11 protein-coding genes are annotated in these 13,202 nt (G+C 65.1%); 10 read left to right on the top strand and 1 reads right to left on the bottom strand.

Features of this window, described 5'->3' with window-relative positions:
- Window positions 1-15 precede the first annotated feature (15 nt).
- The 10 genes from SO180_RS14950 to SO180_RS14905 all read left to right on the top strand — a co-directional run bounded on the left by SO180_RS14950 (window position 16) and on the right by SO180_RS14905 (window position 11,394).
- Window positions 16-2,535: a circularly permuted type 2 ATP-grasp protein gene (locus tag SO180_RS14950; RefSeq protein WP_449379591.1), complete on the top strand. Its 2,520-nt coding sequence runs from the start codon at window positions 16-18 to the stop codon at window positions 2,533-2,535.
- A complete protein-coding gene (locus tag SO180_RS14945) occupies window positions 2,532-3,410 on the top strand; it encodes a transglutaminase family protein (RefSeq protein ID WP_449379590.1) in 879 nt (292 codons plus the stop codon). Before SO180_RS14950 ends, SO180_RS14945 begins: the two co-directional genes overlap by 4 nt.
- Window positions 3,411-3,698: 288 nt before the next feature.
- Window positions 3,699-4,379, top strand: coding sequence for a formyltransferase family protein (locus tag SO180_RS14940; protein ID WP_449379589.1), 681 nt, complete (start codon window positions 3,699-3,701; stop codon window positions 4,377-4,379).
- Window positions 4,376-6,010 carry a tetratricopeptide repeat protein gene (locus SO180_RS14935; protein WP_449379588.1) on the top strand — a complete coding sequence of 545 codons (1,635 nt, stop codon included), beginning with the start codon at window positions 4,376-4,378 and terminating at the stop codon, window positions 6,008-6,010. The genes SO180_RS14940 and SO180_RS14935 overlap by 4 nt, the downstream gene beginning before the upstream one ends.
- Window positions 6,011-6,255: 245 nt before the next feature.
- The gene (locus tag SO180_RS14930) at window positions 6,256-7,083 is read left to right on the top strand and encodes a metal-dependent phosphohydrolase (RefSeq protein WP_449379587.1); all 828 of its coding nucleotides are present in this window, start codon (window positions 6,256-6,258) and stop codon (window positions 7,081-7,083) included.
- 120 nt (window positions 7,084-7,203) lie between these two features.
- Window positions 7,204-8,097 carry an alpha/beta fold hydrolase gene (locus SO180_RS14925; RefSeq protein ID WP_449379586.1) on the top strand — a complete coding sequence of 298 codons (894 nt, stop codon included), beginning with the start codon at window positions 7,204-7,206 and terminating at the stop codon, window positions 8,095-8,097.
- A 116-nt stretch (window positions 8,098-8,213) separates the two neighbouring features.
- Window positions 8,214-8,840, top strand: coding sequence for a GTP cyclohydrolase I FolE (gene folE, locus SO180_RS14920; protein WP_449379585.1), 627 nt, complete (start codon window positions 8,214-8,216; stop codon window positions 8,838-8,840).
- Between the two features lie 25 nt (window positions 8,841-8,865).
- Complete coding sequence (locus tag SO180_RS14915) at window positions 8,866-10,389, top strand: FAD-dependent oxidoreductase (RefSeq protein ID WP_449379584.1); 1,524 nt, start codon at window positions 8,866-8,868, stop codon at window positions 10,387-10,389.
- A 130-nt stretch (window positions 10,390-10,519) separates the two neighbouring features.
- The gene (locus SO180_RS14910) at window positions 10,520-11,095 is read left to right on the top strand and encodes an HdeD family acid-resistance protein (protein ID WP_449379583.1); all 576 of its coding nucleotides are present in this window, start codon (window positions 10,520-10,522) and stop codon (window positions 11,093-11,095) included.
- Between the two features lie 74 nt (window positions 11,096-11,169).
- On the top strand, window positions 11,170-11,394 hold the full coding sequence (locus tag SO180_RS14905; protein ID WP_449379582.1) for a LapA family protein: 225 nt from the start codon (window positions 11,170-11,172) through the stop codon (window positions 11,392-11,394).
- A 9-nt stretch (window positions 11,395-11,403) separates the two neighbouring features.
- On the opposite strand, the gene SO180_RS14900 is transcribed toward SO180_RS14905, so the two are convergent.
- Window positions 11,404-13,143, bottom strand: a complete 1,740-nt coding sequence (locus tag SO180_RS14900) for a methyl-accepting chemotaxis protein (RefSeq protein ID WP_449379581.1) — start codon at window positions 13,141-13,143, stop codon at window positions 11,404-11,406.
- Between the last annotated feature and the right edge of the window lie 59 nt (window positions 13,144-13,202).

Raw genomic sequence — 13,202 nt, 5'->3', positions numbered from 1 at the left:
GGCAGGGAGTGGTGCATGGGCGAAGGCGCGACCGACGGAGAAGGCCAGGCGGGCAGGCGCCTCAGCCGGCGCCGCGTCGCGCAATGGGTCCGCGACTATAGCCGGCTGCCCGGCATCCCCGACGAATTCCTCGGCCCCGACGGCGCCCCGCGCGCCGTCTGGAGCCGTTTCTTCGATGCCTTCGGTGCGCTGGCGCCCGACGAGATCGAGCGGCGCTTTGCCATGGCCGACCGCCATTTGCGCGAGGCCGGTGTCACCTATCGCGCGCCCGGCGACAGCGCCGACCGGCCGTGGTCGCTCAGCCATCTGCCGCTTCTGATCGACGAGGCCGATTGGCAGCAGCTCTCGGCCGGTATCAGGCAGCGCGCCCAGCTCCTCGAGCTCGTGCTGCGGGACATCTATGGCGAGGGACGGCTGGTCGCCGAGGGCGCGCTGCCTGCCGCTGCGATCGCAGGCAGCACCGAATATCTCCGGCCCGTCTGCGGCGTGGCGCCGCCCGGCGGGCGGTACCTGTCGATCTATGCCGCCGACGTCGGCCGTGGACCCGACGGGCGCTGGTGGGTGCTCGGCGACCGCACGCAGGCGCCGTCGGGGGCGGGCTATGCGCTGGAAAACCGCCTCGTGCTGTCGCGGGCCTTTGCCGATCTCTACAAGTCGATGAACGTGCCGCGCGTCGCGCCGTTCTTCGAGGCGTTTCGCGACTCGCTTCGCGCCAGCGCCGATCGCGACGAGCCGCGCATCGGTGTACTCACGCCCGGCAGCTTCAGCGAGACCTACTTCGAGCACGCGACGCTGGCGCGCTATCTCGGTTTCCTGTTGGTCGAGGGTGACGATCTCGCAGTCAGCGACAACCGCATCCACATCCGCACCGTCGCAGGCCTCAAGCGGCTCGACGTGCTCCTGCGGCGGGTCGATTCCAATTCGCTCGATCCGCTCGAGCTCGACGCATCCTCGCGGTTAGGCGTGCCCGGGCTGATCGACGTGTTGCGCAAGGATGGCGTCGTCGTCGCCAACATGCCTGGCTCCGGCGTGCTGGAGGCGAGGGCGCTGCTTGGCTTCCTGCCGGCATTGAGCCGTCGCCTGCTCGGCGAGGACTTGAAGATGCCGCATATCGCCACCTGGTGGTGCGGCCAGCGCTCGGCGCGTGAGGAGGTTTTGGCACGGCTCGACGAGGTCGCGATCGAGGGCGCCTATCGCCGCGGCGTTCCCGGCTTCCACGGCACGGGTCCGGTGCTTGCAAGTGAACTCGACGCCTCCGAGCGCCAGCGCCTGATCGACGCGATCGGCGGGCGCGGCATGGATTATGTCGGCCAGGAGGTGGTGCGGCTGTCGACGATGCCCGTGTGGGAGCAGGGCCAGCTCACCCCGCGCCCCTTCGTGCTGCGTGTTTTCGCCGCCGCCACGCCCGACGGCTGGACCATCATGCCCGGCGGCTTCTGCCGCATTGCCGAGCAGGCGGACGCCCGCGCCGTGTCGATGGGCGATGGGGCGCGCGCCGCCGACGTCTGGGTCGTCTCGGAGAAGCAGGTCTCCACCGCGACGCTGCTGCCCCCGACCGACAAGGTGCGGATCCGCCGCATCGCCGGCGTGCTGCCGAGCCGTGCCGCTGACAATTTGTTCTGGCTCGGCCGCTATCTCGAACGCGCCGAGGCCACGCTGCGGCTGGTGCGCGCACTCGGCTCGCCGATGCGCGGGCCCAACAACAAGGGCGCATCGACCGCGATGCAGTCGGCCGAGCGCATCCAGCGCATCCTCGTCGCCTGGGGCGCAATCTCGCAAGCTTCGCGCACGGCGCCCGGACGAATTGCGGCCGAAGCACTGCAAAGCCCCGACCGTTTCGGCTCGGCGCTGTCGCTGGTGCGCGCGGCGCAACTCACGGCAACCGGTCTGCGTGAGCGGTTGTCGCCCGACGCCTGGCAGGTCATCACCGAGATGACCGACCGGCTCGCCTACGAGGTCGAGGACGACGACAGCGTGCTCAGCGCCGCTGAGCTCACCCTGCAGGAACTCGCGAGCTTCGCCGGCCTTGCGCAGGAAAACATGAATCGCGCTGCCGGCTGGCGCTTCCTCGACATGGGCCGCCGCGCCGAGCGTGCCATCAATACCACGCGCTTTGCGCGGCAGTTCGCCTATGACGAGGCCGGCGACGAGGACCTCGACGTGCTGCTGACGCTGGTCGATTGTCAGATCACCTATCGCTCGCGCTATCTGCTGGCGCCGCTGCTCGCGCCGGTACGCGATCTCGCGGTGCTGGACGCCTACAATCCGCGCTCGGTTGCCTTCCAGGTCGCAAGCCTGAACGAGCACATCGCAGCGCTGCCGAGCCTGAAGGAATACGGCCTGATCGAGAAGCCGCAACGACTTGCAGTCGCCGTGCAGGCGATGCTCGCCACGGCCGAGGCCGAGAAGCTTGAGGTCAAGACGCTGTTCTCGCTTGAGCAGGACCTGCTCAACCTCGCGGAAGCGATCGGGTTGCATTACTTCCCGCATGGCCCCAACGCCAGCCGGCCGGAAAAGCTGACGGGGCTTGCGTGATCTACGACATACGTCACGTCACGACCTATTCCTACGAGAGTCCGGTCAGCTTCGCCCGCTGCACGCTGCGGCTGGAGCCGAAGAGCGGCGATGGGCAGGAGCTGATCTCGCACCACGTCGAGATCCGGCCGCGGCCTGCGGACCGCCATGCCCGGCGCGATTTCTTCGGCACGTTGACCGAGAGCGTTGTGATCGAAGTTTCGCATCGCAATCTGCGCATCGATTCACGCTCCCGCGTATCGGTATCGCGAACGCCACCGGCGCGTGATGCCTTGAGCCCGCCCTGGGAAGGCATCCGCGATCTTGCCTTCGAGGCGACGAGCCTCGGGCCGTCGTCGCCGGTCGGCTACGTCTTCGCGAGCCCCCTGGTGCCGGTGCTGCGTCCCGTCAGCGCCTATGCTGCGATGAGCTTTGCGCCTGGCGCCGGCATCCTCGCTGGCGCCGTCGATCTGATGCATCGCATCCGCAGCGAATTTCGCTACGATCCGAAGGCGACGGTCATCTCGACGCCGCTCAACGAGGTCTTCGACAAACGCCACGGCGTCTGCCAGGACTTTGCCCATGTGATGATCGCAGGCCTTCGCGGGCTCGGGCTGCCGGCGGCCTATGTCAGCGGTTATTTGCGCACCATCCCGCCGCCCGGTCAGCCACGCTTGCAAGGCGCCGATGCTACGCACGCCTGGGTGTCGCTGTGGTGCGGGCCTGAGCTCGGCTGGGTCGATTTCGATCCGACCAACGATCTCCTGGTCGCGAACGATCACATCGTGCTCGCAATGGGGCGCGACTTCTCCGACGTCTCGCCGGTCGACGGCATCATTGTCGGCTCGCCGAAGCAGAAGCTCGGCGTCGCCGTGGACGTGCTTTTGGTCGAGTAGGCGAGCTCTGTGGATAGGTATTCCCTTGTCATTCCCCGCGAAGCGGGGAATCCAGTAGCGGCTTCTCCGTATTCGTGACGGCCTCTGGGATACTGGATCGCCAGCCTTCGCGGGCGATGACACCGAGCAAATGGCGAGCGGCTTCCACGCCCAAAAGGTCCAATTCCGTTTCCAACAATTTTGTTTCTCGATGTTTCTCGGGCGTGTCCGGCCGCTCATCATTAATGCGCTGGTAACAGGCAGCTGCGACATTTTGGCTCACCACCATCGTTAACGAAGCGGTAACCGATGTTCGAGGCCGTTGTGTTGCTGACGGAAGCTGCCGAGGAGGTGGCTTTGTCGCGGATATTGAGGAGCCACCGGCAAGACCTGACGATTAGGCCGGTGACCGGGATCAACGAGCTCAGGAGTCTGGAGCCATCGCTTCTTCAGCAAGCCCGGCTGATCGCCTTTGCGTCCAACACCATCGTGCCCGCCGACCTGCTCGCAAGTCTCGGCTATGGCGCCTACAATTTCCATCCGGGGCCGCCGACCTATCCCGGCTGGGCGCCGACGCATTTCGCGCTCTATGACCGCGCGACCGAGTTCGGCGTGACCTTTCACGCCATGGCCGAGCGCGTCGATACCGGCATGATCCTCGACGTCACCTCGTTTCCCATTCCGGAAAACACTGGCGTCAGCGGTCTCTGCGAGCTGACTTACGTGCAGCTCTTGAAGCTGTTCGCGGAATGGGCCGATCGATTGGCCCGCCAGCCTTTGCTTCCGACGCCGCACCCGGCGATCCAATGGAGCGGTCGAAGAAACTCGCGGCGTAGTTACAAGGCCATCTGCGACATTCCGCTGGATATCAGCAGGGACGAGCTGTGGCGCCGGATGCGCATCTTCGGTGCCAATCACGACGGCATCGCGCCGACCGTCAATTTGCACGGCGTGACCTTCACGGCGACGTTTCCGGCTGAAAGCGTATGAGCGCCGCGACTTCTCTCTTGCCGCAGGTTCCGACCGGACCGAGCGCCGCAGACCTGCTGCGTGCGGGACGCGAGCATTACAAGCGCGGTGAGCTGAAGGACGCGATCGCGATCTTCAGGGGCGGTCTTGCGCTGGCGGCCATGATGTCGATCGGTACGGCCACCGACGTTGCGGCTGACCTTCACGCCGCGCTGGCCAACGCCTTCATGCTCTGCGACGATCTCGATTCCGCGGCCGAGAATTACAGGGCGGCCTTACGGCTTGCGCCGCATCTCGTCGCCTGCTGGTGCAACCTCGGCAACGTGTATCTGAGGATCGGCATGGCGCAGCAGGCCATTGCGCTCTATCTCGAAGCGCTGCGGCTGAGCCCGGCGCATCGTCCGTCGCGGACCAATTTGGTGCAGGCGCTCGTCGCGACCAGGCAATACTTGCTTGCGCAAGTCCTGCTAGGCGAACTCATCCAGGAAACGCCTGACGACGCGGACCTTCACGCCGAGCTTGGCAAGGTCTGCTTCGAGCTGAAGCAGGTCGAGGCCGCGATCGCGCATTTCGAGCAGGCCGCCGCGCTCGCATCGGAGCGGGCCGACAATCTCTACTGGATCGGCGCCATCCAGCAGGCGATCGGCGAGAGCGAGGCTGCGGAGATCGCCTATGAGCGAGCCGTCCGGCTTCACCCGGTGCTGCGCAGACCCGCGACGCGGTCGCCGGCCAGCTTCCGCGTGCTCGCTCTGTTCGCGCCCTTCGTCGGCAACACGCCGGTCGCGTATCTGTTTCGGGATTGCGCCTACCAGGCCGACATTCTCTCGCTGTCGCCCTCGACCCGGCCGGATCTCGCGACGCTCGCGCGTGAGGTCGACGTCGTCGTCAACCTCGTATGCGACGCTGATCAGGGCAAGGCCGTCCTTCCGCTCGCCGATGAGATTGCCGGGCGCCTCGGTAAGCCGGTCGTCAACGAACCCGAAAAGGTCTTGCGGACGACACGCGATACGACCTCGGTTGCGCTTGCCGGTATTCCCTGCTGTCGCGTGCCGCGCACGCTGCGCATCGCAGCCGGTCACGTGCATCCGCCCGCTGGAAATGAGCTGACGTTTCCGTTGCTGGCAAGGCCGGCGGGGACCCATGGCGGGGACTTCTTCGCAAGATTCGAGGATCCCGATACTCTGACGGCGTTCCTCGCCGAACGCGTGAGTGAGGATCGCTATCTGATCGAGCCTATCGACTACCGGTCCGCCGACGGCTTCTTCCGCAAATACCGGTTCATTTTCGTGGGCGAGGAGATCCTGCCCTATCATCTGGCGATCGGAGACGACTGGAAGCTTCATCGCGATAGCACGGATATGGCCAGCCAGGACTGGATGCAGCGCGAGGAGGAGCAATTCCTGCGCGACCCAAAATCGGTCTTTTCCGCCTGCCATTACGACGTGTTGCGAACGATCAGGGGCCGCATCGGTCTCGACTATTTTGGCATCGACTGCGCGCTCGACGACCAGGGCAATCTCGTCGTCTTCGAGGTCAACGCCTCTATGCTGGTGCACGACGAGAATTCGGATTTTCCGTACAAGGCTCCGTTCGTTCGCAGGATCAAGACTGCGTTCGACGCCATGCTGGCCCGGCTCGCGCGGAGCGATTGACCCGGGGACACATGCCGGCCGCGACGACCGACAGGTGCGGAACGAGTTGGCCTGACAGGTAGTCCTCGCCATCCTCGATAGGACGACAAAGCTGTTGCGGTGCATGGCGCAACACAAATCTTTTCGGTTGCGCTGCCATTGGAGATTTGGTCAGCGGGGCCGAGATAGGCTATGCTGCCCCCGGCGAGGAGAAACGAGGCGTCAGGAGTTGGCGTGGGGACACCACCGACGACGGGGCTGCATCCATGATCACGTTACCGAGACTGGCTGCCGAATCTCTGGAAAAGCTGCTCGGCTCGTTCATGCGCCGCCGGTTCGACGAGTCCCATGCGAGAGTCATGGAGATCGCGACGCGTACGGCGATGGAGTGCATCGGCAATAGTGATGCGCTCTACCACAATATCGAGCATACGATGCTGGTGACGCTGGCCGGCCAAGCTATCCTCAGTGGCCGCAATCTCCATGCGCACCTGTCGGCGGAAGATTACATCCATGTTCTGATCGCCTGCCTTGCCCACGACATCGGCTATGTACGTGGCCTGTTCGAGGAGGATGACAACGACGGTTTTGTGATCGATGAGGTCGGCACGAAGGTGTCCCTGCCACGCGGCGCATCCGATGCGAGCCTGATGTCCTATCACGTCGACCGCTCGAAGCTTTATGTGATGCGGCGGCTGGCGCCGATCTCCGGTCTCGACCGCGAGCGCATCGCGCGCGCCATCGAGGGCACGCGGTTTCCGGCCCGGAACGGCCAGGAGTACGACGCCGACGCCTCGATCCTGCGCGCCGCCGATTTCATCGGCCAACTCGGTGATCCCAATTACCTGCGCAAGGCCAACGCGCTCTACTACGAATTCGAGGAGGTCGGCATCAACCGCCAACTCGGCTATGATTCGCCTGCTGACATCGTGCATCGCTATCCGCAATTCTATTGGGATAGCGTCGCGCCGCATATCCAGACCGAGATCGGCTATCTCAACCAGACCGACATCGGCCGACAGTGGATCGCCAACCTCTATGCCAACGTATTCCGCGCCGAGCGCGACATCTCGCTGTCGGGGCCGCAGAAGTAGGCCGCACCTTGTAGCCCGCATGGAGCGAAGCGGAATGCTGGGACGCCGGCGCTCGCGAGTCCCGGACTACGCTGCGCTTCATCCAGACTACGGCTAGATTGCAAGAGGATTGTCGCAAGAATGCAGCCAAAAACAGTAACCACCGGCGTCCTCGAGATCGCCTATCTCGAATTTGGCGCGCCGGATGGCTGGCCCTGCATCATGGGCCACGGCTTTCCCTACGACGTCCACGCGTATGCGGAGAGCGCGCCCCTGATCGCACGATCCGGCGCGCGGGTGCTGGTGCCGTGGCTGCGCGGCTACGGCGGGACGCGATTTCTGTCCGACCAGACGTTGCGCTCGGGCGAGCAGGCGGCGCTCGGCGCTGACCTCCTGGCCTTCATGGATGCCCTGAAGATCGAACGTGCGGTGGTCGGCGGTTATGACTGGGGCGGGCGCGCGGCCTGCGTGGTCTCGGCGCTCCATCCGGAGCGCGTGGTCGGGCTCGTCTCCGGCAATTCGTACAACATCCAGAACATCGCGCGGTCGATGGAGCCGGCGTCGCCGCCGGAAGAAGCCGCGCTCTGGTATCAATATCTCTTTCACAACGAGCGCGGGCGCCGCGCGCTCGAGCGCAACCGGCGCGGCTTTACCCGCCAGCTCTGGTCGATGTGGTCGCCGACCTGGGCGTTCGATGATGCGACGTTCGACAGAAGTGCAGCCGCCTTCGACAATCCGGACTTCGTCGACGTCGTGATCCACTCCTACCGGCATCGCTATGCGCTGGTGGAAGGCGATCCCGCCTATGCGGCAATCGAGGCACAGCTTGCCGCGCAGCCGCCGATCCGCGTGCCGACGATCGCGATCGACGGTGATCACGACGGCGTCATTCGTGGCACCGCGCATCACGCGCGCAAGTTCGAGGGCTTTTTCGAGCGGCGCGTGTTCAACGGGGCAGGTCACAATCTGCCGCAGGAGCGGCCCGCCGAATGGACGCAGGCCGTCCTCGACCTCTGCAGGGCCGCAGACGGTTAAGTCTGGTTCCGAGCCGTTCTGATTTTTCCTCGTCCCGGGAACCTTTTTCCGTTGGCGCCGTCCAAGCCTTGGTACCGCGACGCGATTGTTGCGGCTGGTCAGGGGGAGGAGTTCACATGGAACGACAGGCGCGACGGCTGGAACGCGTTGCACTCGCGCAGGCGCCGGCGGGCATGCCAAGCCAGGCGGAGGTCGAGGATGCGGTTCGCACCATGATCCGCTGGGCGGGCGATGATCCCGCACGCGACGGTTTGCGCGAGACGCCGGACCGGGTGGCGCGCGCGTTCCGGGAGTATTTTACTGGCTACACGCAGGACCCGACCGAAATCCTGCAAAAGACTTTTGAGGAGATCGAGGGCTATGACGAGATGATCGTGCTGCGCGGCGTTCGCTTCGAGAGCCATTGCGAGCACCACATGGCGCCGATCGTCGGACGTGCCTGGGTCGCCTATATCCCGCAGGGTCGTGTCGTCGGCATCTCCAAGCTCGCGCGGGTCGTCGACATCTACGCCAGGCGTCTCCAGATCCAGGAGAAGATGACGGCGCAGATCGCCAACTCGATCAATGACGTGCTCAGGCCGCAAGGCGTCGGTGTGATCATCAAGGCGACGCACCATTGCATGACCACGCGCGGTGCGCACAAGCCGGGCACCGATCTCGTCACCAGCCGCATGCTCGGCGTGTTTCGCGACAACGCGTTGACGCGGCAGGAACTGCTTGGCCTCGCCAACTCGGACGATTGAGACGCAAAGCCACGGGAGACGGCGCATGAACGACGAGAAGAAGCCGAGCGGACCCGATCTGAGCAAGGGCGTGAACCTCGCCGATTTCAACGACGGCAAGCTGCTCGGTCATGTCGGTGACGAAGATGTTCTCCTCGTCCAGCTCGGCGCCGAGGTCGTGGCGATCGAGCCCGCTTGCACGCACTATCACGGTCCGCTCGCCGAAGGGCTCGTGGTCGACGACACCATCCGCTGTCCCTGGCACCACGCCTGCTTCTCGCTGCGCACCGGCGAGGCGGTCGCGGCGCCGGCGCTGAATGCGCTGGCGGTCTGGGAGGTCGAACGCGAGAAGGACAGGATCGTCGTGCGCCGCAAGCGAGAGGCGCCACCACAAGCCGTGCCGCACCGCACCGCGCCGACGCCGGACCGGTTCGTCATCGTCGGTGGCGGCGCGGCAGGATTTGCCGCGGCCGAAATGCTCCGCCGTGAAGGATTTGCCGGCGGCATCACCATGCTGAGCAACGACAGTGCGTTGCCGGTCGACCGGCCGAACCTGTCCAAGGACTATCTGGCCGGCAATGCGCCGGAGGATTGGCTGCCGCTCCGGCCGGAGGATTACTATGCAGACGCAGGCATCGATCTCAGGCTCGACACGTCAGTCGCCGCGCTCGATACGAAGCAACGTCATGTGACATTGAGCAACGGCGACAAGATGCCGTTCGACCGGCTGCTGCTGGCGACCGGCGCCGAGCCCGTTAAGTTGAAAATTCCGGGCAGCGACCAGCCGCATGTCCACACCCTGCGATCGGTCGCCGACAGTCGTGCCATCATCACGGCAGCCGGCAGCACGAAACGCGCGCTGGTGATCGGGGCGAGCTTCATTGGCCTCGAAGTCGCGGCCTCCCTGCGGGCGCGCAAGCTCGAGGTTCATGTCGTCGCGCCGGAGGAGCTGCCGATGGAGCGCATCCTGGGGCGTGAGATGGGCGATTTCGTTCGCGCGCTTCATGAAGAGAACGGCGTCCATTTCCACCTCAAGGACGGCGTGGAGAAGCTCGACGGCCGCCGCGCCCACCTAAAAAGTGGCAGCGTGATCGAGGCGGACCTCGTGGTGGTCGGCATCGGCGTCAAGCCGCGCCTAGAACTGGCCGAGGGGGCCGGGCTTGCGATCGATCGTGGTGTGAAGGTCGATGCTTACCTCGAAACCAGTGCGCCCGGCATCTTTGCGGCCGGCGACATCGCGCGCTGGCCGGATCCGCATTCGCAAGCCAGCATCCGCGTCGAACATTGGGTGGTTGCCGAGCGGCAGGGCCAGACCGCGGCGCGCAACATGCTCGGCGCGCGCGAGCGCCACGACGCCGTGCCGTTCTTCTGGAGCCAGCACTATGACGTGCCGATCAACTATGTCGGCCACGCCGAAGGTTGGGATGACATCAAGATCGACGGTAGCATCACGGGCAGGGACTGCCTGCTCCGGTATCGGAAAGGGGGGCGCGTGCTGGCGGTCGCTTCAATTTATCGCGACCTCGATAGTTTGAAGGCCGAGCTTGAAATGGAGCGGCCGCGCGCGTGAAGCGTGCCCTGGCGGCCTTGACCTGCATCAACGGCGGCGCCGGGGGCGGCTGCTCTTCTGGCTGTCGTCCCCGCCTGGCCCATGCTATCCTGACGTGTGCCGTGGGGGTTCGCTTGTAGGAGTAACCGTCATGACAACTGCTTCGGATATGTCTCACAGCCTAGGCTTGGGCTCCGGCATCGCGGCGCTGCGCCCGAAATGGGGCTGGATCGTCGCGCTCGGCGTCGTCTACCTCATTGCCGGCTTCATTGCGCTCGGCAGCGTGGTGATGGCGACGGTCGCAAGCGTCCTCGTGGTCGGCGTGATGATGATCGTGGCCGGCGTGACCGAGGTCATCGGCGCGTTCCAGATGAAGAGCTGGGGCAAGTTTCTGATCTGGGCGCTGCTCGGCGTGCTCTACGTCATCGCGGGCTTTTTGACCTTCGAGAACCCGCTGTTCGCCGCGGTCCTGCTGACCCTGTTCCTGGGCGCCTCGCTGATCGCTTCCGGCGTCGTCAGGCTGTTTCTCGCCTTCAGCATGAAGCGGGAGAGCCCCTGGATCTGGGTCGCGATCTCGGCCGTCATCACCCTGTTGCTCGGCCTGTTGATCCTGGCGCGCTGGCCGGTCAACAGCGTCTATATCCTCGGCCTGTTCCTCGGCATCGACCTGATCTTTGCCGGCGCGGGCTGGCTGAGCCTCGGCTTCAGCCTGCGGCGCAGCACTTAAGGCGCGCGAGAACGGGTCGATTTTAGGTCGCGGTTGACCGCGCGATTCTCCGCGCGGTCAAAGGGGAGCGTTTCATGCGCTGGGTCTATCTCGCCATCATCATCCTGTTCGCGGTCGCGATCGTGGTGTTCGCCGCGCAGAATTTCGAGACCGTGACCGTCTCGTTCTTCAGGCTGAACCTCAGCCTGCCGCTCGCGCTGCTCTCCGTCGTCGTCTACCTGCTTGGAGCTGCGACCGGTGGCAGCCTGTTCGCGCTGCTGCGACGCTCCTACAAGGGCTCGTGGCGCAGCGTCGGCTGATGCGAAGAGCTAGCTCGCCTTGGCGATGTGGCGCTCAGCGGGTCCCGAGCGCAAATTCTGGAAGAACTTCTCCACCTCGCGCGACAACGTTTCAGCCGTTGCGGTCAGGCCGCTGGCCGCGGTCAGGACGGAGGTTGCTGCGGCGTCCGTCTCGCCGATGGCGTCGCGGAGCGAGGTGATGTTGGCGACCAGCGTCTCGTTGCCTTGCGCAGCGGACTGCGCGTTGGCGGAGATTTCGCGGGTCGCGGCATCCTGCTGGCCGACCGCACCGGCAATCGCCGAGGTCACGTCGTTGATCTCGCGTACCGCGCCGCCAATCTCACGCACGGCCTCGACCGCGTTTCGGGTCGAGGATTGGATCATGCCGACGTTCTCGCTGATCTCGGCGGTCGCCTTCGCGGTCTGCCCGGCGAGCGCCTTGACTTCATGGGCGACAACGGCAAAGCCGCGGCCGGCGTCGCCGGCGCGCGCCGCTTCGATGGTAGCGTTGAGCGCGAGGAGGTTGGTCTGCTCGGCGATCGCCTGGATCAAATTGAGCACGCCGTCGATGCGCTGTGTGGCGGCAGCCAGGCTCTCGATCTCGGAGATCGATTTCTCGGTGCGCTGGCCGGTCTGCTCGACGGCGCTCGCCGATTGCCGCACCTGACGGCCGATCTCCTCGACCGAGGCCGACAGCTCTTCTGCCGCACCCGCCACCGCCGTGACGTTGTGCGAGGCCTGCTCGGTGGCGCTCGCCGCCGTGCCGGCGCGTGTGCTCGCATCTGCCGTGACGCGGGTGATGGTCTGCGCGGTCTCGCGCATGGCGGACGCGTTGTCGGCGAGGCCCCGCATGACCGCGCCGATCGCTTCGCGGAAGGTCTCGACCGAGGTCTCGATATGGCGGGCGCGCTCGTCGCGTGCCGCGGAGTCCTGGGAGACCTGAGAGGCGAGGTTGCGATTGCTGTCCATTGCCTCCTGGAAGATCCGGATCGCGCGCGCCAGCGCGCCGATTTCGTCCGCACGCTCGGTATGCGGCACCACGACGTTCTCTTCGCCGTCGGCGACCTGCTTGATGGTCGCGGTGATCGTCGAGAGCGGTCGCGCGATCGAGCGCGCGATGATGACGATGCCGATCACGACGAGCGCCAGCGCGACGCCGCCAAGGCACGTCAGCACGAAGGAGAGCATGCGAGTGGTCTCGGTCTCCTGCGCAATCTGCTTGGCGCGCTGGGCATAGACTTTGGACAGCGCCTCGAGATCCTTGTTCAACGCCGACCGCACGCTGCGATTTGCGTCGTTGTCACCCCATTCGCGACCAGCAGCCGGACCGATCTCATAGGCGCGGCGAACCAGTTCTTTCCGGAAATCGATGAATTGCTCGATGCGCTTCTTGAACGTTGCGAACTGTTCGGCATCGTCGGTCCTGACGATGGCTTCCCAGCCCTTCACCACGCCGAGGATCTCGTCGTTGAACTTGAGCAGGCCGTCCCCGAACTTCTTCACGGCCTTTGGATCCGTCGACATGTAGACGCCGCGGGATTCCATCACCACGGCGTATACTAGTGAGTTGACGCGCTCGACGTTCAGCGCCGCCGCATTCGCGGTCTCAATCGCGGCGGTGAGCTCGGCGCCGCGGCGGCTGTTGTAATCTGACAGCAGAGCGATTGCGGCGGTGAGCAGCGCGAACAGCGCGAAGATCGAATAGAGCCTAGTGGCGAGCGTGAAACGGCCTGCCAGGCCGGCAGCATTCCCAGTTCGGTCGATTATCATGGCTTCCAGAGACCCGAATGGCCTACGTGCGATCAGTAAGCACGAACGGTAAAATTGAT

It is taken from the genome of Bradyrhizobium sp. UFLA05-112 (assembly GCF_053572325.1).
The sequence above is the reverse complement of the archived record's forward strand: the minus strand, read 5'-3'. Positions and strand labels throughout refer to the sequence as shown.